Origin of the sequence: Mycolicibacterium sp. Y3 (genome assembly GCF_051188035.1) — a bacterium.
Classification (GTDB): Bacteria; Actinomycetota; Actinomycetes; order Mycobacteriales; family Mycobacteriaceae; genus Mycobacterium; species Mycobacterium fluoranthenivorans.
Map to the genome: position 1 here is coordinate 4,624,827 of NZ_JAVQLT010000001.1, position 22,784 is coordinate 4,647,610.

22 protein-coding genes are annotated in these 22,784 nt (G+C 65.9%); 9 read left to right on the top strand and 13 right to left on the bottom strand.

Features of this window, described 5'->3' with window-relative positions; translation table 11 throughout:
- Position 1: 1 nt before the first annotated feature.
- Complete coding sequence (locus tag QN239_RS22610) at positions 2-358, bottom strand: response regulator (RefSeq protein WP_499013757.1); 357 nt, start codon at positions 356-358, stop codon at positions 2-4.
- A gap of 85 nt (positions 359-443) precedes the next feature.
- Between QN239_RS22610 and QN239_RS22615 the strand changes: the two genes are divergently transcribed.
- Entirely contained in the window at positions 444-1,934 is a 1,491-nt protein-coding gene (locus tag QN239_RS22615) for a sensor histidine kinase (protein ID WP_499013759.1), read from the top strand.
- Here the strand turns inward: QN239_RS22615 and QN239_RS22620 are convergent.
- Positions 1,924-2,115, bottom strand: coding sequence for a hypothetical protein (locus QN239_RS22620; protein WP_499013762.1), 192 nt, complete (start codon positions 2,113-2,115; stop codon positions 1,924-1,926). The genes QN239_RS22615 and QN239_RS22620 overlap by 11 nt on opposite strands.
- A 261-nt stretch (positions 2,116-2,376) precedes the next feature.
- Here QN239_RS22620 and QN239_RS22625 point away from each other — a divergent pair, with 261 nt between their 5' ends.
- Positions 2,377-3,009 (top strand): SOUL family heme-binding protein, encoded by a 633-nt coding sequence (locus QN239_RS22625; RefSeq protein ID WP_499013764.1) that lies wholly within the window; start codon positions 2,377-2,379, stop codon positions 3,007-3,009.
- Positions 3,010-3,049: 40 nt separating this feature from the next.
- On the opposite strand, the gene nrdF is transcribed toward QN239_RS22625, so the two are convergent.
- The 3 genes from nrdF to QN239_RS22640 all read right to left on the bottom strand — a co-directional run bounded on the left by nrdF (position 3,050) and on the right by QN239_RS22640 (position 6,434).
- Positions 3,050-4,012, bottom strand: a complete 963-nt coding sequence (nrdF, locus tag QN239_RS22630; protein ID WP_276064974.1) for a class 1b ribonucleoside-diphosphate reductase subunit beta — start codon at positions 4,010-4,012, stop codon at positions 3,050-3,052.
- A gap of 114 nt (positions 4,013-4,126) precedes the next feature.
- Complete coding sequence (locus QN239_RS22635; protein ID WP_499013766.1) at positions 4,127-5,599, bottom strand: flavin-containing monooxygenase; 1,473 nt, start codon at positions 5,597-5,599, stop codon at positions 4,127-4,129.
- 79 nt (positions 5,600-5,678) lie between these two features.
- The gene (locus QN239_RS22640; RefSeq protein WP_499013769.1) at positions 5,679-6,434 is read right to left on the bottom strand and encodes a TetR/AcrR family transcriptional regulator; all 756 of its coding nucleotides are present in this window, start codon (positions 6,432-6,434) and stop codon (positions 5,679-5,681) included.
- Positions 6,435-6,562: 128 nt separating this feature from the next.
- Between QN239_RS22640 and QN239_RS22645 the strand changes: the two genes are divergently transcribed.
- The gene (locus tag QN239_RS22645) at positions 6,563-7,747 is read left to right on the top strand and encodes a geranylgeranyl reductase family protein (protein WP_499013772.1); all 1,185 of its coding nucleotides are present in this window, start codon (positions 6,563-6,565) and stop codon (positions 7,745-7,747) included.
- On the opposite strand, the gene QN239_RS22650 is transcribed toward QN239_RS22645, so the two are convergent.
- Positions 7,698-8,570 carry a GNAT family N-acetyltransferase gene (locus QN239_RS22650; protein ID WP_499013774.1) on the bottom strand — a complete coding sequence of 291 codons (873 nt, stop codon included), beginning with the start codon at positions 8,568-8,570 and terminating at the stop codon, positions 7,698-7,700. The two genes, QN239_RS22645 and QN239_RS22650, sit on opposite strands and share 50 nt — an antisense overlap.
- 333 nt (positions 8,571-8,903) lie before the next feature.
- Between QN239_RS22650 and QN239_RS22655 the strand changes: the two genes are divergently transcribed.
- Positions 8,904-9,959, top strand: a complete 1,056-nt coding sequence (locus QN239_RS22655; protein WP_499013777.1) for a GGDEF domain-containing protein — start codon at positions 8,904-8,906, stop codon at positions 9,957-9,959.
- 20 nt (positions 9,960-9,979) lie between these two features.
- Here QN239_RS22655 and QN239_RS22660 read toward each other — a convergent pair whose 3' ends face one another.
- On the bottom strand, positions 9,980-10,867 hold the full coding sequence (locus QN239_RS22660) for a phytanoyl-CoA dioxygenase family protein (RefSeq protein ID WP_499013780.1): 888 nt from the start codon (positions 10,865-10,867) through the stop codon (positions 9,980-9,982).
- Positions 10,868-11,006: 139 nt separating this feature from the next.
- A complete protein-coding gene (locus QN239_RS22665; RefSeq protein WP_499013783.1) occupies positions 11,007-11,720 on the bottom strand; it encodes a LysR family substrate-binding domain-containing protein in 714 nt (237 codons plus the stop codon).
- Positions 11,721-11,763: 43 nt separating this feature from the next.
- On the opposite strand from QN239_RS22665, the gene QN239_RS22670 reads away from it, so the two are divergent.
- The 3 genes from QN239_RS22670 (at position 11,764) to QN239_RS22680 (ending at position 14,400) form a co-directional block, all read left to right on the top strand.
- Positions 11,764-12,150: a DUF5997 family protein gene (locus QN239_RS22670; RefSeq protein ID WP_090357102.1), complete on the top strand. Its 387-nt coding sequence runs from the start codon at positions 11,764-11,766 to the stop codon at positions 12,148-12,150.
- 171 nt (positions 12,151-12,321) lie between these two features.
- Positions 12,322-13,575: an MgtC/SapB family protein gene (locus QN239_RS22675; RefSeq protein WP_499013786.1), complete on the top strand. Its 1,254-nt coding sequence runs from the start codon at positions 12,322-12,324 to the stop codon at positions 13,573-13,575.
- A gap of 138 nt (positions 13,576-13,713) precedes the next feature.
- A complete protein-coding gene (locus QN239_RS22680) occupies positions 13,714-14,400 on the top strand; it encodes a hypothetical protein (protein WP_499013789.1) in 687 nt (228 codons plus the stop codon).
- Between the two features lie 321 nt (positions 14,401-14,721).
- Here the strand turns inward: QN239_RS22680 and QN239_RS22685 are convergent, their stop codons facing one another.
- Positions 14,722-15,198: a DIP1984 family protein gene (locus QN239_RS22685; protein ID WP_499013791.1), complete on the bottom strand. Its 477-nt coding sequence runs from the start codon at positions 15,196-15,198 to the stop codon at positions 14,722-14,724.
- Between the two features lie 239 nt (positions 15,199-15,437).
- Between QN239_RS22685 and QN239_RS22690 the strand changes: the two genes are divergently transcribed.
- Both QN239_RS22690 and QN239_RS22695 read left to right on the top strand, forming a co-directional pair.
- Positions 15,438-15,794, top strand: coding sequence for a hypothetical protein (locus QN239_RS22690; protein ID WP_499013794.1), 357 nt, complete (start codon positions 15,438-15,440; stop codon positions 15,792-15,794).
- A gap of 3 nt (positions 15,795-15,797) precedes the next feature.
- Complete coding sequence (locus QN239_RS22695) at positions 15,798-16,286, top strand: DUF2510 domain-containing protein (RefSeq protein WP_499013796.1); 489 nt, start codon at positions 15,798-15,800, stop codon at positions 16,284-16,286.
- Between the two features lie 123 nt (positions 16,287-16,409).
- Here QN239_RS22695 and nrdE read toward each other — a convergent pair whose 3' ends face one another.
- From nrdE to QN239_RS22715, 4 genes are all read right to left on the bottom strand, one after another.
- The gene (gene nrdE / locus QN239_RS22700; protein ID WP_499013797.1) at positions 16,410-18,578 is read right to left on the bottom strand and encodes a class 1b ribonucleoside-diphosphate reductase subunit alpha; all 2,169 of its coding nucleotides are present in this window, start codon (positions 18,576-18,578) and stop codon (positions 16,410-16,412) included.
- Positions 18,545-18,988, bottom strand: coding sequence for a class Ib ribonucleoside-diphosphate reductase assembly flavoprotein NrdI (nrdI, locus tag QN239_RS22705; protein ID WP_090357114.1), 444 nt, complete (start codon positions 18,986-18,988; stop codon positions 18,545-18,547). The genes nrdE and nrdI overlap by 34 nt, the downstream gene beginning before the upstream one ends.
- A 32-nt stretch (positions 18,989-19,020) precedes the next feature.
- Positions 19,021-19,260 (bottom strand): glutaredoxin-like protein NrdH, encoded by a 240-nt coding sequence (nrdH, locus tag QN239_RS22710; RefSeq protein ID WP_090357115.1) that lies wholly within the window; start codon positions 19,258-19,260, stop codon positions 19,021-19,023.
- A gap of 376 nt (positions 19,261-19,636) precedes the next feature.
- On the bottom strand, positions 19,637-22,783 hold the full coding sequence (locus tag QN239_RS22715; protein WP_499013802.1) for an ATP-binding protein: 3,147 nt from the start codon (positions 22,781-22,783) through the stop codon (positions 19,637-19,639).
- Position 22,784: the final 1 nt, after the last annotated feature.

Consider the following 22,784-nt stretch of genomic DNA (forward strand, 5'->3'; position numbering starts at 1 on the left):
CTCAGCGCACCAGCAGGCCGCGGATCGCGTCGGGCGACAACGCGAACTTCGGCAGGAACCCGCGGGCCGAACTGGTCGCGATCATATCGGCGAAGTCCTGCTCGTCGTGGGTGGAGATGAGGATCACCGGGACGTCGGTGAGTTGCTCGGCCACGTCGAAGCCGCTGTCGGCGCCGAGGTCCACATCCACCAGTGCGACATCGGGCCGCAGTGCGCGGCTGGCGTCGAGTGCGCCGGCACCGTCGGTGGCGGTGCCGACCACGGTGATTCCGCCGTGGGCCAGCATCGTGGTCGCCGCATCGCGGAAGGCCGCGCTGTCATCGACGATCAACGCGCGCACGATGTGGGAACCGGACATGACTCGAGCTTGGCAGGATCGGGGTCCGCGGGCATTCCCGCTAGCCGGAAAGGTTTCTGTGAACATCCGCAATAACATCTGCGGGGTGAACTGGCGTTCGTGGTCAACTCGGCTCCTGGCGATGATCGTGCGGCCGACCGCGCGCCCCGTGGGCTGGGGCATCGTCGTCGCGGCCGCGTTCATCGCGGCCGAGACGCTGCTGGTGCTGGCGCTCAAGAAGGTGGCACCCGACGATGCGTTCGGCGCGGTGTTCCTGCTCGGGGTGCTGGTGGTGTCGGCCGGGTGGGGGTTCGGGCTGGCGCTGGCGACGTCGGTGGCCAGCGCACTGGTCTACGTCTACTTCCATCTGGACGGGCGCGACACCCTGGCCCCGGCGGTCGGCGTGTTCCTCACCCTTGCCCTGGTGACCAATGTGCTCGTCGGACAGGCGCGCCTGCGTACCGCGGAGGCCGAACAACGCCGCCGCGAGGCCTCGGCGCTGGCCGATCAGCAGGCCGCGCTGCGTCGGGTGGCAACCCTGGTGGCCCGCGGCGCGGCCTCGTCGGATGTGTACGACGTCGCCGTCTCCGAGCTGGCGCACAGTCTCGGGGCCGAACACGTCACGCTGCTGCGTTACGAATCCGACGAACACGCGGTGGTGCTCGCCGCCAGCGATCCGGGGATTTTCGCTGTCGGACAACGGTTCTCGACCCAAGGCGACAATGTCAGTGCCCGGATCCGCAGTGCCGGTGCGGCAGCCCGTATCGACGACTACAGCACGGCGACCGGCGAGGTAGCCACCGCAGTCAGCAAGCACGGAATGCGTTCGGGCTCCGGTGCTCCGGTGATCGTGGACGGCGAGATCCGGGGTGCGCTCATCGTCGCCTGGCCGGCAGCACACGCGATCCCCGAGCACACCGAAGCGCATATTCGCGATTTCGCCGACCTGGTGTCCACTTCGATCGCCAATGCCGAGACCCGCGCCGAGCTCACCGCGTCGCGGGCCCGCATCGTGGCGGCCGCCGACCAGGCCCGGCGCGGATTCGAGCGGGACCTGCACGACGGCGCACAGCAACGGATCGTCGCGCTGAGCCTGCAGCTGCGCGCCATCGAAGCCGGCGCCGACGGTGCCATGCGTGCGCAGTTGACCGCGTCGATCGAAGGGCTGGCCGGGCTGTATGCGGACTTGCAGGAATTGTCCCGGGGCTTGCATCCGGCCATCCTGTCCAAGGGCGGGCTCGCCCCGGCGATCAAGACGTTGGCGCGCCGGTCCCCCGTCCCGGTCGAACTGGATTTGCGGGTGACGGGGCGCCTACCCGAGTCGGTCGAGGTGGCCGCGTACTACGTGGTGGCCGAATCCCTCACGAACGCGGCCAAATACGCGAAAACCGACGCGGTCACGGTGTGTGTCGTCGCCGATGACGCCACCCTGCGGCTGTCGGTGAGCGACGACGGGGCCGGTGGTGCGGTGGCGGGCGCTGGGTCGGGTCTGGTGGGTCTGCGCGACCGAGTGGAGGCGCTGTCCGGTGAGTTCGGCGTGGTCAGCCCGGTCGGCACGGGTACCACGGTCACCGCGAGGATCCCGCTCAGCGCTTGAACGGCAGCACCTGGCAGATGTGCTCGGTCACCGGCGCGGGCACGGGCGTCGGACGTGCCATCGCCACGTTGCCGATCGAGGACGGGTGCCTGCGCTTCGCCTGGAGCAGCGCGCGCATGTTCTGGCGGGCGCGGCGGGGCGCGAGTTCGACGACATTGGTGTCGACTCTGTTCATTGCCATGTCTGTCCTCCTCGTGCCGGTCGTTCAACCGTCACCATTGAGGTTCCGCCCCCAATGGAGGAGGACCTTCAATAGAACCCGTGAACTCCCTGAGAAGTGCCCGTTTGACAGTGACGACAAACACATTGCGGGCCGGTTCGGGCCCGGGGTGACGACGACAGCAACCATCGACACGCAATCCGGCCCTTGGTCGACTCCGAATACCTAGGGAATCTGTCGGGTCAGCGACGCCGGCAGCCGCTTTCTGGGAAGGGAGTTGCCATGGCGGATGTACAGACCATCGCCAAGCAGCTGGTGGAGACCATCGGCTCGGTGGCCGGGATCAGGTTCGGCCTCGAAGAACCACGGTTCGACGCCGTCGAGCTGGCCCGGGGCGCGCAGGTGCGCCAGTACGGTGAACGGATCGCGGCCCAGACCAGGGTGCCAGCGCTTGCCGAGGACCAAGCCCGGTCCACCGGGTTCCGGCGGCTGGCCAAATACATCTTCGGCGCCAACCACGGCAGTCAGAGCATCTCGATGACCGCTCCGGTGGCGGTGCAGACCGGACGGGCCAACGGCACCAGCATCGCCATGACAGCCCCGGTCGCCCAGCACCGTGACGCGGGCGAGTGGGTCATCCGCTTCTTCATGCCGTCGAAGTGGACTCTGGAGACGCTGCCGGAACCCGACGACGACCGTGTCGAGCTGGTGGTGGTTGCGCCGGAGAAGTACGCGGTGCTCAGGTTCAGCGGCGGCTACGGGACGCGAAGGGTCGCCGAACAGACCGAGAAATTGCGGAACATCCTGCGCGAGACCGGCTTCGAACCGGCCGGCGAGGCGACCGCCTGGTTCTACGACCCGCCGTGGACCCTGCCGTGCCGTCGCCGCAACGAAGTCGCCATCCCGGTCACGTGAGCGTGCTGCCGCGACCTGATCGCTTCTGACACCTGCGTGACTAGAAGTCCCAGTCCTCGTCCTCGGTGTTGACGGCCTTGCCGATGACGTACGACGAGCCCGAGCCGGAGAAGAAGTCGTGGTTCTCGTCGGCGTTGGGGCTCAGCGCCGACAGGATCGCCGGGTTGACGTCGGTCTCGTCCTTGGGGAACAGCGCCTCGTAGCCGAGGTTCATCAACGCCTTGTTGGCGTTGTAGCGCAGGAACTTCTTGACGTCCTCACTCAGTCCGACGGCGTCGTAGAGATCCTGGGTGTACTCGACCTCGTTGTCGTACAGCTCGAAGAGCAGCTCGTAGGTGTAGTCCTTGAGTTCCTGGCGCTTGGCCTCATCGACCAGGGCCAGGCCCTTCTGGTACTTGTAGCCGATGTAGTAGCCGTGCACGGCCTCGTCGCGGATGATCAGCCGGATCATGTCGGCGGTGTTGGTCAGCTTGGCCCGGGACGACCAGTACATCGGCAGGTAGAAGCCGGAGTAGAACAGGAAGCTCTCCAACAGTGTGGAGGCCACCTTGCGCTTGAGCGGGTCGTCGCCCTTGTAGAAGTCCATCACGATCTGCGCCTTGCGCTGCAGGTTCGGGTTCTCCTCCGACCAGCGGAACGCCTCGTCGATCTCGCTCGTCGAGCACAGCGTGGAGAAGATGTTGCTGTAGCTCTTGGCGTGCACCGACTCCATGAACGCGATGTTGGTGTAGACGGCTTCCTCGTGCGGGGTCAGCGCGTCGGGGATGAGGCTGACGGCGCCGACGGTGCCCTGGATGGTGTCCAGCAGGGTCAGGCCGGTGAACACCCGCATGGTGAGTTGTTTCTCGGCGGCGGTCAGGGTGCCCCAGGACGGGATGTCGTTGGACACCGGCACCTTCTCGGGCAACCAGAAGTTGCCGGTCAGGCGGTCCCACACCTCCGCGTCTTTGTCGTCCTGAAGCCGGTTCCAGTTGATGGCCGAGACCCGGTCGATCAGCTTCATTCCATCGGACACCTTGGACCCCAATTCGAAACGTGACGAGTACTGCCCCAACACTACAACTGGGGGGCGGCGACGCGGCGCAACACAACAACTTGTGGTGTCGTGTCGCGGGAACTACTGACTGAACTCGTACTCCGCGGGCTCGAAATGCCGGGTCGCCAGCCAGTACTGCCAGGTCATCCCGCTCCACAGGGTGCGGTTGACACCATGGGCGTCCAGATACCAACTCTGGCAACCGCCGGTGTTGAACACCGTGCCGGCCAGATCGTGCTGCAACTGGCTGTTGAAATCGTCCTGGGCGCGCCGGGTGGGCGCCAACGCCTTGGCTCCGGCCGCGTCAGCGGCGGTGATCGCTTGGGCGACATAGCGGATCTGCGATTCGATCATGAACACCACCGAGTTGTGTCCCAGCGCGGTGTTGGGCCCCAGTAGGAAGAACAGGTTGGGCATGCCGGCCACGGCGATACCGCGGTGCGCGGCGATCCCCTCCCTGTTCCAGCGGTCCACCAGATCCTCGCCACCGGCGCCCTTGATGTCGACATAGGTGTAGGAGTCGGTGACATGGAAGCCGGTGGCCCACACCACGACATCGACGGGATGCTCGACTCCGTCGCGGGTGACGATGCCGGTCGGTGTCATCCGGGCGATGCCCTCGGTGTGGACGTCGGCCTTCGGGTCGGCGATCGCGCGGTAATAGGTGTCGGAGTTGAGGATTCGCTTACACCCGGCGGTGTAGCTCGGTGTCAGCTTGCGGCGCAGGACAGGATCTTTGATGCTGCGGTTGATGTTCCAGCGGCCCAGAAGTTCACCGATCTTGAGCAGCCGCGGCTGCTTCGTCATCGCGAAACCGACACCCTCGTGAATCCAGTAGATACCCGCGCGCATCAGCGCCCTGGTGCCCGGAACATAGGTGAACAGCTTCCGGATCCATTGCGGGAAAGCGTTATTGGGCCGGGGCATCACCCAGGCCGGGGTGCGCTGGTACAGATCCAGCCCGGCCACCTGGTCGATGATCGCCGGCACGATCTGGATGGCGCTGGCACCGGTACCGATCACCGCCACCCGCTTGCCGGCGAGGTCCACGCTGTGATCCCACTGGGCGGAGTGGAACATCGCGCCGGTGAAGGTGTCGGCACCCTCGACCTCGGGAATCGACGGGATGTGCAGCCCGCCCGCCCCCGAGATCAGGAACTGCGCGATGAACTCCTGGCCCGACTTGTCGAAGACATGCCAGCGCGCATCGCCCTCGTCCCAGTGCGCGCGATCCACGTGGGTGTTGAACCGGATGTGGCGGCGCAGCCCGTGCTTGGCGGCGACGCCCTTGAGGTAGTCGAAGATCTCCGGCTGAAACGACCACATGTGGGTCCAGTCGGGTTTCGGCTCGAACGAGAAGGAGTACATGTGCGACGGGATATCGCACGCACACCCGGGGTAGGTGTTGTCCCGCCAGGTGCCGCCGATCTCGTCGGCCTTCTCCAGGATCAGGAAGTCGTCCCCTTTGAAGCCTTGTTTCTGCAGGGCGATGCCCATTCCGAGCCCGGAGAATCCGGACCCGATGATCAGCGCGCGCGTGACGACGGCGGACATAGCTCACGGCCTTTCCCGGGAACGGCGGTACCGCAAACCAGTATTCAGACTGCGCGCGCCGGGGTGCAACAACCCCAGGTCAGGCGCGCAGATCGATCTGCTGGAGCTTCACGGCGCTGCTGATCGGCTGGTCGGGATCGATCACGACACCGACGAGTTCCCCGGTGCCGTTGACCGCGCCCATCATGATCGTCGTCATATTCGCGACGAACTTGTCCATCGGCATGCGGCGGACGCCCTCGTCGGTAGCGCCCAGCCACCAGTCGGTGGCCGCGGCCGCGGTCCCGAACAGCGCGAAGGCGGCCAGCTCGAACACCTCGGGGTCCAGATGCATGTCCTCGAGCTCGCCGCTGACCATCTCGGCGATGGCCAAGGTGATGTCGCGGCCGCGGTTGACCGTGCTCATGGCCGCCGACGACTGGTCGGCGAACCGGCCTTGCAGCAGGAAGCGGACAACATTGGGGTGCTGGTCGACGAGCTCGACGTAGTGCTCGACGGCCCGGCCGATGATCTGGCGGGCGGTATCGTTCTCGATGTCGATCGACGGGATGACCGCAGCCCACAGCATGTCCCGCATGCGCTCGCCGATCTGGGCGAACATATCGGATTTGTCGGTGAAGTGCCGGTAGATCTTCGGCTTGCCGGTGCCGGCTTCCTCGGCGATCTCCCGGACGCTGACGTTGGGGCCGAGCCGGTCGATCGCCCGGAATGCGGCGTCGATGATCTCGGCGCGCACCTTCTTGCGATGCTCCCGCCACCGCTCACTGCGCGCATCGACCTTCACTCCGGGTTGCCCACCGGGCAGCGGAATGGCGGGAAGAGATGGTCTGCGCACCCACCTACTGTACCGGGCTGACCGTCTCTGACCTGTTCCGCGCGCACCGAGTGCGATCCGCCGGCAGATCAGCTACGAATAGCTTCGGTAACATCGATTGGACACACTCCCTTTCAACGAGGCGGAAGATGACGGCCAGATACGACCTGGTCATCGCAGGTGGGGGCCCGTCCGGTTCAGCGGCCGCATGGCAGGCCGCGCAGACGGGCGCTCGGGTGATCGTCTTGGACAAGGCGGATTTCCCCCGGGACAAACCCTGTGGTGACGGATTGACCGCACGCGCGGTCAGCTATTTGCAGAAGATGGGCTTGGCCGACGAGGTGGCGAAATACCACCGCATCAACAAGGTCACGGTGTACAGCCCGAGCGCGTGGGAGCTGTCGTTTCCGCGCCGCCCCGGAATGCCCGACCACGGTCATACCGCCAGCCGCACCGACCTCGATCTCAAACTGCTCAAGCATGCCGAGTCGGCCGGCGCCGAGGTGCGCCAGGGCGCCGAGGTCGCCGGGCCGGAGTTCGACGCCAACGGCCGGGTCGTCGGCGTCGTGCTCAAGAGCGGCGAGAAGGTGCTCGGCGACGCCGTCATCGCGGCCGACGGCGCGTACTCCCCCATCAAGCGGGCGCTCAAGCTGGATTCGCAGTACAACGGGTACTCGGCCATCGCGATCCGCTCGGAGATGCCCGCCAACCGTCCCGACGGCGACAGCATGGACATCTACCTGAAGCTGCAGTTCCAGGGTGACCAGCTGCCCGGCTACGGCTGGGTGTTCCCGATGGGCAACGGCGTGTTCAACATCGGGCTGGGTTACGTCAACAGCTACAAGAACTGGCAATCCATCAACGCCACCCAGTTCCTCGGCGAGTTCCTGCGTTCACTGCCCCAGGGCTGGGAGCTGCCGCCGATCGAGGAGCTCAAGAAGAACAAGAGCGTGCGGGCATGGCGATTGCCGATGGGCTTCACCGCCTGGCCGCCGTGGCGCCCGGGTGTGCTGTTCACCGGCGACTCCCTGGGGGCCGGCAAGCCGGCATCCGGGGCGGGCATCTCCAAGGCCCTCGAATCCGGCTTGGCCGCGGGCGAATGCGCCATCGCGGCGCTGCAGAACGGCGGCCCCGACGACTTCACCAACTACGCGCAGCGGATGGAAGCCGCGTGGGGCCGCGAGTACCGCCGGGGCCGTTACATGCACAAGCTCATCGGATACCCGAAGGTCGCCGACGCCGGCATCAAGCTGATCGACAATGCGGCGTTCCGGGACCGGTTGCTCAGGTCGCTGTACAAGAAGGCGCAGGGTCCCGACCACCACAAGGTGTGAACGCGTACTGCAGGTGCTCGTCGACGGCCGTGAACCCGATCCGCTGATAGACGCGATTGGCGAGCGGGTTGGCCGCATCGGCGAACAGCACGACCTCGTCGGCACCCCGCCGGTGTGCATGCCGGGCGGCCGCGGCGGTCACCGCCGCGGCGTAGCCGTGCCCGCGGTGCTCCGGCGGTGTGTAGACGGGGCCGATGCGGGACACGCCCGCCAGCGGGGCGTGCACGCGCGCCATGCTGACGGGAGCCGATCCGGCGGTCCACACGACGATGTCCCCGTCGGCGACGGCGATCTCGTCCAGGTAGGCCCGTCGTGCAGTTCGATCGGATGCCAAGCCGAACGCCTCGACGAAGAACGCGTCGAGCCAGTCGACAAGCAATTCCACCTCGCGGCCGACCGCGAGCCGGCTCTCCCCCGCTACCCGGGACGGTGCCGCGAGGTCGACCAGCCGGTACAGCGGCTCCACATCGGTCAGCTCGACCGCCGCGCCCGTGAGCGCACTCCACGCCGCCACGAACGCCGTGGAGCTGCACCGCGTTCCACGGACGGCGGGCAGGCGCGGATGATCGTCAGCCAGCGCCGCGGCGACATCGGTGGCGTGCGCCGGGGCCAGACCACTGGTGAGCAGCGCGGCGTTGCTCACCTGTACCGCCGCGCCGATCGCGGCGTCGCCGTCGGCGACCGACAGCAGAATCCGCGAACCATCGGCGGCGGGCACCCGGAGGGTGGTCAACTCGACCGTGTAGGCCACCGGGTCGGGGCGATACACCACATCGACGACCGCGCCGAACTCGCGCTCGGACGGATGGAGTCGAACCTTCATACCTACGAGAGTGGCGACCGAAGCTGGCAATCGCCAGCGAATATTCGCCCGGGGTGAGGCAGAGTCGGGACGATGCGGGCCGCCGACCGCTGAGCGTGCGACACCCTACTGACGCTCGCGCAATTTTGCCCAACCGGAAGCCCCCGCCCGAGTAAGCCCCGCACAAGGCGCATACCATCGACCAGAGTTCGGTCACCTGTTGGTTGCTGACTGGTCACTCTTAGCGAAGGTTGCGGGCAGCCAAGTCGCCGAAACGAGAGCGGGGTCGTGGTAGGGGTTCTTCGCAGCTGTCGGGTGTTCGCACGAGGCGTCGCCACATGGTGGCGCGAACCCGTGGACTACCCCGGTCAGGTGCAGTACTTCGCGCGCCGCTCGCTGGCCAGCGCGATACGCGTGCTGATCGGGACCGGTGCAGGTCTGATGGCGCTCATAGCGCTGGCCGTGCTGCTACCCGGGGCCGGACGGACTTCGTCCGCGGCGCACGTCGCCGTCGGACTGTTCGTGGCGCTGGCGACCGGGTGGGCCGTCGTATGGTGCACCCGCGCATGGCCTTCGCAACGCATGTCACGGGCATTCGTCCTCTCCGCGGACGTCGGCATCACCATGGTCGCCCTCGTCGGCCCCACCTGGTCCACCGGGCTGTTCGCTCTCAATTGCTTCGCGCTCGTCTCCGCGTACTTGTTGTTCTTCGACGGAGCGAAGGCACTCACCCTGCACACCGCGCTGATCCTCGCCGCGACGACCTCCTTCATCACCCAGCTCTCCGTCGACGACCACCTGACCAAAGCGAGCCTGGCCGCCACCATCCTCGGCGCCGCGCTACCCACAATCCTGGCGCCGCTGGGTATCCAGCTCGGTATCTGGATGTTGCGCAGAGATGCCAACGAATCGGTCACGGACCCGCTGACCGGGCTTCTCAACCGTCGCGGCCTCCACCTGCACTCCGCGGGACTGCTGGTCATGAATCGCAGCGCCGCGGCGGCCCTCACCGTGATCGTCGTCGACCTGGATCGGTTCAAGGACATCAACGACACGTATGGCCACGCCACCGGCGACGAGGTGCTGATCCGATGCGCCCGGCGCATCGTGGCAACGGTCGACAACAACTCGGCACTGGTAGCCCGGATCGGCGGTGAGGAATTCGTCGTCGTTCATCTTGCCGACCCGTACCTGGCCGACGAATTACCCGAGCGGATCAGACACGCCATCGCCGCTTCTGGCGAATACCCCTGTGTCACGGCGAGCCTCGGTGTCGCCAACGTGGCCCACGAGCACCTTACGGCTCCGGACGCGGATCCGGCCGGCGTGCTGGATGACGCCATCGCGCGCGCCGACGAGGCGATGTTCGATGCGAAACGTTTCGGCGGCAACGCAATCCGTCAAATCTGAACACGCTTCACGCCGCGCCCTCACTGACTGTGCGTGATCTGGTCCGCGAATGCCGCGCCGGCATCGCCGTTGAGCTTGGCCGCGTCGAAGCCGTAAGCCACCTCGTCACCGCGGATCGCACGCAGCGGATCCTCGAAGTCCCGGAAGTAGCCCATCGCCCACGCACCCTCCTGATAGCCGATCAGTCTCAGCAGATCGTCGTCGAGGGTGCGCGCGACTTCGGGTGGTACCGAAAGGAATTGGTTCTCCTCCTGGCGCACCCAGCCGACGCAGTAGTTGATGTTGATGGCACGGCGCACCCGGTCGCTGCGGTTGGCTGCACCGCTGTGCACGATCTTGCCGGAATACAGCAGCACCGACCCGCGAGACATCTCGGCTTGTACGCACTCGTCGTCGGCGTAGTCGGTCGGCTTCTTGTCGCCGACCTGGCTTCCCGGCACCACCCGGGTCGCACCCATCTCCGCGGTGTAGTCCGTCATCGCCCACAGCGTGTTGCACTGCACGTGGTAGTCATCGGGGAACGGGTAGAAATCGAAGGCATTCTGATCGCGATGCAACGCCTGGTCCGACTCCCCCGGTTCGATCGAGATCACCTGGGTCAGCATCAACTGAAAGGCGCTCGCATGTCCCAGGAAGTCCTTGCACACACCGAGAACGGTCGGATCCTGGATCAGCGTGCGGCACGCCGGCGAGCGCGCGATCAGGGCACCGGTACGCCGCGTGTTGCGACCGATCATCGCGTTGTAGCCCATCGGTGTCGCGTCGAGGTAGGGCGCCAGTTCGACACTGATGCTGTCCATCAACGAGTCCGGAACCAGATCGTCGACGATGACATAGCCGTCGCGGCGCAGGTGGTCGGCGAGGTCGGCCGCTGACGTGGTGGCCGGAACGTGGTTCAGCACGGTCATGGCTGCAAGTATTTCCGAGCATGTGTGTTGACCAGGTAAAACCGCGTCACGCGGCAGTTACGGTCGGGCGTCGCGCCGACTGTGGGTGCTACGCACGCGAAACCGGCCGCGGACGTACACAACCCCCACACTCGCGGGCTCAGCGCCGCCCGCGTTTGGTCGGCCCCGGCTTGCGAGCCACCTTGCCCGCGGCCGCCCGGGCGGCCTGTTTGGCCAGCGTCTTCTCCCGTGCGGTGCGTTTCGGCGCCGGCTCGGCCTGCCCCCGCGAGGAACCGGGTTTGCGGCCACGAACGATCCCGGTGAACTCCTCGACCAGTGCCGACGGCGGGCCTTCCGGGAAGGCAAGCCCCACAGGGCAGGTGGGCGCGTCGGTGATCGGGCGGTACGTCAGGTCCTTGCGGTGATACAGCCGGGCCAGCGATTGGGGAACGATGAGTGCGCCGAGCCCCGCAGCGACGAGTTCTATTGCATCCTCAGTGGTTTCGGGTCGATGCTCGATCGGTATGCCGGGGGCGCCCGCCCAGGCGACGACGTCGTCCAGTGGGAGCAGCGTCGGCTCTCCGTCGAGGTCCGCGGCGGCGATCTCGTCGGCCGCGGTAAGAAGGTGATCGGCCGGCACCACTACCACCGTCATCTCCTCGTAGAGCGGGATGACGGCCAGGCCAGAGGTATCGGCCGTCGTCCGGAGCACCGCCAGGTCGATGGCGCCGCCCCGCACTTCGGCGGCCGCGTCTGCGGCGGCAACGGCGCGCAGGTGCAGCGCCACCTCGGGATGGCGCTCCGCCCAAATCTTGGCCCACTTCGCGGGCGTCCCGCCGGGCACATACCCGAGGGTGAGGGACAGCGGGGTCACCGCCTCAGGCTACCGATAAGCAGCTACCGATAAGCTCTGTGCCATGAGCAGGCCGAACGCGCAGTCCATGAAACCCGCCACCGCGGCGAAGAAGCTGGACGTGTACCTGCCCGCCACGCCTGCGGAGTTCCAGGAGAACCCGATCACCCGCACCGAACTCGCCGCCCTGCAGGCGGATCCGCCGCAGTGGCTCAAAGACCTCCGCAAGAACGGACCGCACCCGAAGAACCTCGTCGCAGCCAAGCTCAGCGTCTCGATCGCCGGCCTCGCGCGCGGCGGCGTCGAGGATGCGCTCACCACCGAGCAGATCGATGCGCTGCTCGAGGAAAAGCCGGACTGGCTGGTCGCCGAACAGGAGAGCTACCAGAACGTGCTGCGCGAGGAGCGTCGTCTGAAGGCGTTGCGTGCCGAACAGGCCCGCGACAACTGATTCGCCGGCGGCGTCGCCGCCGTCGTCGAAGCGGAGAGGTCACCCCGCCTCGGCCGTATTGAACCAACCGATCTGCTCGCCGAGATAGGTTGCCATCTAGGGTTTTTACCTCGCGCGTGATCTCGGTGACGGACCGGAGGACCGAGACCGTCGGGGCAACGAGGAGACGGTGTGAACTGGCAGCACTTCGAGCCGTTCCTGGTGGCGCTGGCCGTCGGGCTGTTGCTCGGCCTGGAGCGGGAACGCAGCCACACCCGCGATCTGCCCGCCGGCTCACGCTCGTTCGCGTTGTTGTCTCTGGCCGGGGCGATCGCCGCCGGTATCGACGCCAGGGTGGTGGCGGCCGGCGCGATCGGCGTCGCGGTGTTGCTGGCCGTCGCCTATCGTCGCACCAGGGCCGACGACCCGGGAACCACCACCGTGATCGCCGGTCTCGTCGCCTACCTGCTGGGCGCAATCGCCTACACTCGCCCAGCCGAGGCGGTGGCGCTCGCCGTGGTGGTCGCGGTGTTACTGGTGTCGAAGGCTCGCATTCACCGCTTTGCCCGAGAGATCGTCAGCGAGGTGGAACTCGAGGACGCGATCAAGTTCTTCGTCGTAGCCTTCGTGATCCTGCCACTGCTGCCTGACCAGCCGATCGGGCCCTACGGCGTGCTCAACCCGTCGAAGATATGGCTGCTGGTGGTGTTGCTGACCGGCATCGGCTGGCTCGGGTACATCGGCGTGCGGGCGCTCGGCCCACAACGCGGCCTGCTTGTCACGGGCCTGGCCGGTGGGTTCGTCTCGGCAAGCGCAACGACTGCGTCGATGGGCCGACTCAGCAAGACCGAGACGGGCCTGCGCGCCTCGCTGGCCAGCGCGCTCGTGGCCAGCCTGGCCACCTTCGTGCAGCTGCTCCTGGTGATCGGCGTGGTCGACATCGAGGTGTTGCGCCGCCTGTGGCCCCCAGTGCTGGCGGGCGCTCTCGTCCTCGTCGGCGTTGCCGCGTTCGTGTACCGCGGTGGCACTCGGCCCGACCACACCACAGCCGAGCATCAGGACCACCCCGACGAGCCAACCATGCGGCCGTTCGCCCTGCGGCCGGCACTGGCGCTGGCCACCGTGCTGACGCTGGCATTGCTCGTCAGCCGGTGGGCGGCCGACATGCTCGGTCCCAACGGGCTCGTGCTCGCGACCTTCGCCGCGGGTTTGGCCGACGCGCATGCCGGCGCGGTCGCGGCCGCAAGCCTGGCCGCCAAAGGCGATGTCACGGTCGACGCCGCGTTGATCGGCGTGGCCGCCGCACTGGGATCCAACCTTCTGGTGAAGGTCATCCTGGCGTTCGCGTCAGGCGGTCGGCGGTTCGGGTTGGCGTTCCTCGCCGCGATGGCCGCCCCCGCAGTGGTGTTCGGCGTCGCGCTGACGTTGGTCGTGACATGGGGTTGAGCGGACGTTCCCGGCGCGCTGCCGAATACCACCACACCACCGCGGTTGGATAGGGCAGGCGACGGATCGCTGCGGATTTGCGCAGGTATGGCAACGACATTCGTGTAGTTGTGGTTCCAGCGGCATGAGGAGGAACCTGTGACTGTGAGACTGATCGGCGCGTGGGGCAACCGTCATGACAATCTGCAGCACTGCGCAGAGCGAGTCCAACTGTCGATCGAGTTGATGCCCCCCGAGGATTGTTACGGTCCGTGGGGCGTGTGGGAGTCGCGCAATGCTGCATCGGAGTCAAACGAGCTTGTGCCGATCGATCTCGACGATATCGCCGCTGTAGAGTCCGCGATCACGTCGACCACCGAACGTGTGAACGCCGGCCCGATGACGGCACCGGGGTATCACATCCAGTTCGCGCGGGAATGCGCGGATCGTACAGCGGATCGACGATTCTTCGAATACACCGTTCGGGCCGGCTTCGTCGGCACACCCGAGCCGTTCAATCACCTACTCCTCCAAGTTGGCGACACGGATGAGTCGACGTTGATCCGCTATCTGAGTGCCCTCGTCGTCGCGTGGGAGCCTGACCACCTCGCTGCGGCGGACCGCAAAGTGCAACGCGCGCAGGGCCACAGGCCGCCGGAGGTTCTGGTTGGCTGGCTCACCTATGTACGAGATGACATCCCGCTGAATACAGATGTCATCGACGAGCAGATTGGGTTCGTCGCAAGGGACGGCGGCCGCTACATCACCGTTGCCGGCACACCGCAACAGCCCAATCTTGATCACATCCTGCAGGTCCGCGCAGCGCTCGGATATCCACGCACATAGACAGCGCGATTCACCCCATACCTCCGAAGACATTCACCGCGCATGGCGGCAGTTGCCCGGTTTGAGGCGCCCGGCTGGGCCGGATCGATCACGATCCGACCCGCCGAGCGCTGCTGAGAGGTGTGTCCCCGTGCCCACCCTCGTCGTCACGGATCTGCACATGGTGATGTGTTGTGCGCCTTGCCCTGTCAGCGGTGCACGATGCGGAGCTGCGTTGTGACGAGGGATTCGAACCCTCAGCGCTGCCCTGCGCGCGCCAGAAAACCGGCTGACCCGCCGGTTCGGGGCGTGCACGCCTCCGTGTCGACTACCTGCTCCACCTCACTGTTCGAGAAGATCGACTTCCCAGTTCTTCTGCTGAATCCGCACATCGAGCTCGCGCAGATCCCGTGCGGTGGCATCAGCCCGGGCCCTCAGCTCAGCCACGGGCAATGCCGCCAGCATCTTCAGCTCCGACCGCAGCTGCCGGGCGTAACCCTGCTGCTTACCGCTGCCGGCCGCGGCGTCGGCGGCCGTGGACAGCAGGTGCCGCCGCCACCGCAGCGCGTCACGACGGCCCAACGCATCGGTCAAGGTGCCCTCGGATCCCATTTCGGTGGCCGCGTTGGTGCGGTTGATCGCCTGGATCAGGTTCTGCCAGTCGTTCACGGCCGCTTCGGCTTCGATCAGCAGCGCCACCGCATCCTCGGCGGGCTCCTCACCCTCCTGGAAGCGGGCATTGTCGGCGATGCGGGTGCGCAACGCCTCCAGATGCCGCAGCGTCGCGCTACGTAGCGACAACGCCTCAGCCAATTTCATGATCGTCCTGCCTCCCTTCGTGGATACGCCTGGCTTTCTCCGTCCAACATCGTTGAGCCGCAGCGGCGCTCACCCATGATGAGCGTCGGATATCTGGTGGGCAACATATTTTCTGATCGGTGCCACCAGACGCAGCCACCTGTGCGAGTGCACCCGAAGTGTCGAGAATCAGTGTCCGACACACCCTCAACTCTCCCTTATGCTGCGCAGTGGGGAGAACACGAATACAGGGGGAATCCATGTCAGAACCTTTTGCGCCGACGAACCAGCGGGCGAATCCGTACGCGTCCTACCCGCCGCCTCCCGAGGTACCGACCTTTCAGGTCACCACGATGAGTCACGTCGGCGCGTTGATCTTCTGGTTCAACCAACGCCGCACCGTTCAGGGCAGCTACGCCCAATGCGATTCCGCGCTGCGGTCGGCCCAGACCCAGAACCTGATATTCGGCTGGTGGAGCTTCTTCTCGATCCTGATCCTGAATTGGGTTGCGCTCTTATACAATTCGAACGCACGCAAACGGCTGAACCGAGACGCGCAACAGGCACGGGAGTACGCCCTCTGGTGGCACACCTACGTCGGCACGAATCAGCGATAGACGATGCCCGAAACTCAGAGCACACCCCCGGGCTGGTTCTCCGATCCGCTCTCGGGCGGCCTGCGATGGTGGGACGGCCGGCAATGGACTGAGCACCGTCAACCGGCCGTTTCCGCGCAGAGCGCTCCGGTATCGACCGGTGCACTGATGCCGTGGTTCGCTGAGGTCCAAGCGGCTCAAGCGGCACACAAGCGACGCACCCACTGGATGGCTTTGATCGCCGCCGTGATCCTGGTGGCAGGCGGGATCGGTTGGTACTTCCTGGCCCAGAACTACACCTCGCCTGATTGGTATCAGGAGGGCTATGACATCGGCTACCACACCCCCTTGGTGGGGTCGTCAGTGGACGGCGCCTGCGACCTGGCATTGCTCGGAAAGATCAAGCTCGGCGACAATCCCCGGTTGCGGCGCAACCGCGAACTCAGACGCGGATGCGTGCAGGGCGTGCTGGATTACGCCAGGGAGCACAAACCACTCCCGACGCTGAAGTAGTGAGCAGATGATCGCCCGCAATGCGGGTGATTGCGGTGGATGCCCCGCTGTGGCGTTGTCGCCGACAATAGGCGCAGGCCAGGAGAAAAGTCTCTCCTGGCCTGCGACCTCAACGAATCCGCGTCACAGCATGCAGCTGACGCAACCCTCGACTTCGGTTCCCTCCAAAGCCATCTGGCGCAGCCGGATGTAGTACAGCGTCTTGATGCCCTTACGCCAGGCGTAGATCTGTGCCTTGTTCACCTCGCGGGTGTCCGCGGTGTCCTTGAAGAACAGCGTCAGACTCAGCCCCTGGTCGACATGCTGGGTGGCCGCGGCGTAGGTGTCGATGATCTTCTCGTAGCCGATCTCGTACGCGTCCTGGTAGTAGTCCAGGTTGTCGTTGGTGAGGTACGGCGCCGGGTAGTACACCCGACCGATCTTGCCTTCTTTGCGGATCTCGATCTTGCTCGCCACCGGGTGGATCGAGCTGGTCGAGTGGTTGATGTAGCTGATCGAACCGGTCGGCGGAACGGCCTGCAGGTTCTGGTTGTAGATGCCGTGCTTCTGCACCGACTCCTTGAGCAGCTTCCAGTCGTCCTGGGTCGGGATGTGGATCTCCGCATCGGCGAACAGCTGTCGCACCTTGTCGGTGGCCGGCTCCCACACCTGGTCGATGTACTTGTCGAAGAACTCACCTGAGGCGTACTTCGACTGCTCGAACCCACCGAAGCGCGTACCCCGTTCGATCGCAATGAGATTCGAGGCGCGCAGCGCGTGGTAGAGCACCGTGTAGAAGTAGATGTTGGTGAAGTCCACACCCTCTTCGGAGCCGTAGTGGATCCGTTCCCGCGCCAGATAGCCGTGCAGGTTCATCTGCCCCAGGCCGATGGCGTGCGAGCTGTTGTTGCCCTGCTCGATGGACGGCACCGACCAGATGTGGGTCTGGTCGCTCACCGCGGTGAGCGACCGGATGGACACCTCGATGGTCTGGGCGAAGTCCGGCGAATCCATCGCCTTGGCGATGTTCAGCGAACCCAGGTTGCACGAGATGTCCTTGCCCACCTTGGCGTAGGACAGATCCTCGTTGAACTCCGAGGGCGTGGACACCTGCAGGATCTCCGAGCACAGGTTGCTGTGGGTGATCTTGCCGGCGATGGGGTTGGCCCGGTTCACCGTGTCCTCGTACATGATGTACGGGTAGCCGGATTCGAACTGCAGCTCGGCCAGTGTCTGGAAGAACTCACGCGCCTTGATCTTGGTCTTGCGGATCCGGGCGTCATCGACCATCTCGTAGTACTTCTCGGTGACCGAGATATCGGCGAAGGCCACACCGTAGACCTTCTCGACGTCATACGGCGAGAAGAGGTACATGTCCTCGTTCTTCTTGGCCAGCTCGAAGGTGATGTCCGGGATCACGACCCCCAGCGAGAGCGTCTTGATCCGGATCTTCTCGTCGGCGTTCTCGCGCTTGGTGTCGAGGAACCGGTAGATGTCGGGATGATGCGCGTGCAGGTACACCGCACCGGCACCCTGGCGGGCGCCGAGCTGGTTGGCGTAGGAGAACGAGTCCTCCAGCAGCTTCATGATCGGGATGACGCCCGAGCTCTGGTTCTCGATGTTCTTGATCGGCGCGCCGTGCTCCCGAATGTTGGTGAGCAGCAACGCGACTCCGCCGCCGCGCTTGGACAGCTGCAGCGCCGAGTTGATGGAGCGCCCGATGGACTCCATGTTGTCCTCGATGCGCAGCAGGAAGCAGGACACCGGTTCGCCGCGCTGCTTCTTACCCGAGTTGAGGAAGGTCGGGGTGGCCGGCTGGAACCGGCCGTCGATGATCTCGTCGACCAGCTTCTCGGCCAGCTCGGTGTCCCCGGCGGCCAGCGTCAGCGCCACCATGACCACCCGGTCCTCGAAGCGCTCCAGGTAGCGCTTCCCGTCGAAGGTCTTCAGCGTGTAGGACGTGTAGTACTTGAACGCCCCCAGGAAGGTCGGGAAGCGGAACTTCTTGGCGAAGGCGCGGTCCAGCAGCGACTTCACGAAGTTACGGGAGTACTGGTCGAGCACCTCGCGCTCGTAGTACTCCTTCTCGATCAGGTAGTCGAGTTTCTCGTCCTGCGAGTGGAAGAACACCGTGTTCTGGTTGACGTGCTGCAGGAAGTACTCCCGCGCGGCCAGCACATCCTTGTCGAACTGGATGTTGCCGTTTTTGTCGTACAGGTTGAGCATCGCGTTGAGCGCGTGGTAGTCCGTCTCCCCCGGGAGCGCATGCGCGCCGGTGGTTACAGGCTCTGCAGCTGTGACGGTTGGTGGCACGTCTGTTCCTTCCAGAAATCTTGCAATCCCGCACGGACGGCATCAACGTCGTCCGGAGTTCCCATGAGTTCGAAGCGGTAGAGGTAGGGCACACCGCACTTGGCGGAGACCACTTTGCCCGCGTAGGCGAATTCCTCACCGAAGTTGGTGTTGCCCGCAGCGATGACGCCGCGGATCAACGACCTGTTGTGCTCGTTGTTCAGAAAAGCGATGACCTGTTTGGGGACGTAGCCACCATTGCTGACATCGGGTGTCGCACGGCCCCCTCCGTAGGTGGGCAGTACCAGCACGTAGGGCTCATCGACCTGGATCCGCCCTTTGAGCGGGATCCGGGTCGCCGGGATGCCCAGCTTCTCGACGAAGCGGTGGGTGTTCTCGGAGACGCTGGAGAAATAGACCAAGCTGGTCATCCGTCAACCCCCTCCCGGTGTATCAGCGGTGACTAGGCGCTGACAGCCGCCGCGCTCAGCGCCTTGATGCGGTCCGGACGGAAACCCGACCAGTGCTCGTTGCCGGCCACGACGACCGGGGCCTGCAGGTAGCCCAGAGCCATCACGTAGTCACGGGCTTCGGGGTCAACGCTGATATCGATCACGTCGTAGGCGACACCGGCCTTGTCGAGGGCCTTGTAGGTGGCGTTGCACTGCACGCACGCCGGCTTGGTGTACACGGTGACCTTCATCTGCGTGGCTCCTCTGCGAATGGGACGGGCAACTTAGTTGTTAAAGCGTTCCTGCGGACCCGGCCATTCCGGTTCGCAAGGCCCCGATTCCAGCGGATTCCATCCGGTCGATCGTCGGTTCCGGGGCCCCGGCCGACCCGTACTGCTTGGGGTCTGTCGGTTCGCCAAACACTACACCTAGTGTCCGACAAACCGAACAGATACCAGATGTTCTGAACAACATTCATGAAATTCCCTGGTCGTAAGCCCTGCAGACCGCGACACGCCCGGCGTGTCGCACATCACATCCGGGGTGTGTCGGGTCACCGCTCCGGTCTATCACCAGGCACCGACAAGTCCGGCACACCTCGACCGGGCAGCAAAAGGGTGCCGAGTCTCACACCATCGCCGACGCCACGGCGATATGGCCGTCGAAATCACACGCTCGGGCGAGCGCCAGATAGCCCGCCGTCCACCGCCGGTACCCGTCCTCGTCACCCTCGGCCCTCGCGAGCAGAGCCCGCAGTCGGCGCAGCGTCACCTCGTGCAGGACGAACCCGGAGTCCACCGGATCCCCGTCCAGCCGCGCGATGCCCGCCCGTGCAGCCTCGAGATCGCCGGGACCGCCACGGCCGAGCAACGCCTCGATCAGCACGCTGGTGGCCGGACCACGCCACACCACCGAGCCGAGGGCGAACAGTTCGTCCACCGTGGCCGACGCGAGCGCGACCGCGCCGTCCACCTCACCGAGCGCGTACCGCTGATGCGCGAGGTGGATATCGGCGATCAGGACGATCGACGAGTTGCCACAGCCCAGCAGCGCAGCCTCGCGAGCTCGACGCAGGTGCTCATACCCCGCATGGCGCTCAGCACCGTCCCGGGCCACCAGCACGATCCCCCGCGCCAGATGTGCGTGCACCACCGTGAAATCGTCACCGGATCGTTCGGCCACAGCCAGTGCCGACGCAGTGTCGCGCAACGCATCAGGACCGGACTGCAGCGCGCCCAGACCGATCTGCGCGTACTTGTGCAGATTGGTGACCACATACATCAGCGGATCGAGCTCACGTGCCGTGGCGATGGCACGGTCGAGATCGTCCTTCCACCCCGGCAGGCCCAGCGACATCCCGGCGACGCCGCGCAACGCCATCGCCAGCGCTCGCGGCGAGCTCACGAACTTCATGCCCTCGGCCGTCTCGGTGTCGTGGTCGATGACGCGCTGCGCCACCGCGAGGACGTCGCGCACTTCCCCGGTCTCCCACTTGGCCGCCAGAATGCCGAACGACGCCGCCACCGCCAGAGCGGTGTCGTCGATGCTCTCGAGCAACCGCCGCAGTTCGGAGGCGAGCTCGGAGGCCACCCGAGGATGATTGTGCATGGTCAGGGCCATCATGTAGCCCGACATCCCGATGGCCAACGATCGCCGGTCATCATGCTCGGCACACAGTCTGCGGAGCTCGTCGAAGTTCTGCTCCGCCTCCGCAAGTCCGATGCGCCAGGCAGTGCCACACAACGCCGTCCCGACGTCGATCAGCATGGGCAGCCGATCCGGGGTGTCGACCGGAAGCCGCCCCGCCAACCGCGCGGCACGTCGCCAACTGGCCCGGGCGGCATCGATATCGCGCAGCGCCAACCGGTTTCCCGCCCGCATCTGCCAGCCGAATGCGGCGGCCAGGTCGCCGGCGCCCTCGTGGTGCGTCGCGATCAACGCAGCATTCGCATCCGGGGTGCCGGGCCCGTCCCGCTCGATCGTCGCGGCCAGCTGACGGTGCAGTCGGACACGCTCCGAACGCAACTGCGACTCATAGGCGACCGTCCGGATCAACGGATGACGGAAGCCGTATTCGACACCGCCGTCGCCATCCACCTTCTCGATCATGTCGGCTTCGAGCAATTCCTCGACACACAACCGTTCGACCAGCCCGGCCAGCAGATCACCGGAGAACCGCGTCCCGATGACCGCCGCCGCGTTCAGTGCGTCCTTGGGCGCATCGCCGAGCCTGTCGATGCGCGCGGCGATGGTGGCCTGCAACGTCGGGGGCACACCCGTCACGGTGGCATCGGCACCGGCCACGAACGATCCCGGATTGCCCTGCAGGACACCCCGTTCGGCGAGATCGCGCACGATCTCCTCGGCGAAGAAAGGATTACCCGCCGCGTGCTCGGCGATCTCGGCGGCCAGCGATCGCACCGACGGATCGGTACCCACGAGTTCGCCGATCAGCACTGAGGCCTGCGAATCATCCAGCGGACCAAGCGTGATCGCGTCAAGCGAGGTGATCTGGACCAGCTTGCCGTGATACTCGGGCCGATAGGTGATCAACACCATCGACCCGGTGAGTGCCGACAGGAAGTCGGCGATGGTCGACTCACTGGCCTCGTCCATCCAGTGCGCATCCTCGACGACGTACACATCCGGGGCGCTCCGGACGGCTGACGCACAGGTCAGCAATGCCGATACGCGACGCCTGCGCGCATCAGGATCGATGACGGGCACGTCGATCCCGGGTTCGGCGATACCCAGCAGGTCGTCCAGCAGCACCAGGTCGGCCGGATCCGCCGCGGGAAGCTGTCTGCGGACGTGGTCGCGCGCGGCGTGGCCCTGCAGGTTCTCCACCCCGGTGAGGCTGCGGAACAGTCGCGCCGCCGCATGGAACGGAACGTCGTGGGCATGTGATTCGCAGACCGTGGAGACCACACCGACACCGCGGGCCGCGCCGCGCCTGAGCACCTCGGCCACCAGCCGGCTCTTACCGATGCCCGGTGCGCCGACCACACCCACGACGGTGCCCGCACCGGTCAGCGCCGCATCCAGATGCCTGCTCAACGCGCGCACCTCCGCCTCGCGCCCCACCAGCGTGGACTGCGACCGCACGCCGGCCGCGACGCTCGCCCCGGCGGACAGCAGCCGTCGCGCCGGTACCGGCACCTCGGAGTTCTTGACACGCAACTGCTCTGGTGCGCCCAGTTCGACGATGCCCTCGACGAGGTGCGCCGTCGAGCCGCTGAGCAGCACGCCGCCAGGCGGGGCCGCTGCCTCCATCCGTTGCGCCATCCCCACGTGAGCGCCGATGACGGTGTAATTACCCGGACCGGCACCGATATCGCCGGTGATCACCTGCCCGGAGTTCAGTCCCACCCGCAGTTTCAGCCGGACCCCGTCACGCCCGTGCAGTTCGGCGGCCAGCGCGGCGGCCTCCGTCTGTAGGTCCAGCGCGGCCAGACAGGCCCGGACGGCGTGGTCCTCGAGGGCGATCGGTGCACCGAAGGTGGCCATGATGCCGTCTCCGGTGAAGTCGACCGAACCCCCGAAATGCTGGACGACACAACGGGATCGACGGAACAGTTCGCTCATCACCTCGCGCAGGCGTTCGGTGCCCAGTGCCGCCGCCAGGTCCATCGACCGGACCACATCGGCGAACAACACGGTGACCTGTTTGAACTCGGGGTGATGAAACACCGGGGTGATCGGGGTGCCGCAGGCGTCACAGAATCTCGCGCCCGCACGCGGCGCGGTCCCGCACTGCGCACAGGCCGCGCCCACC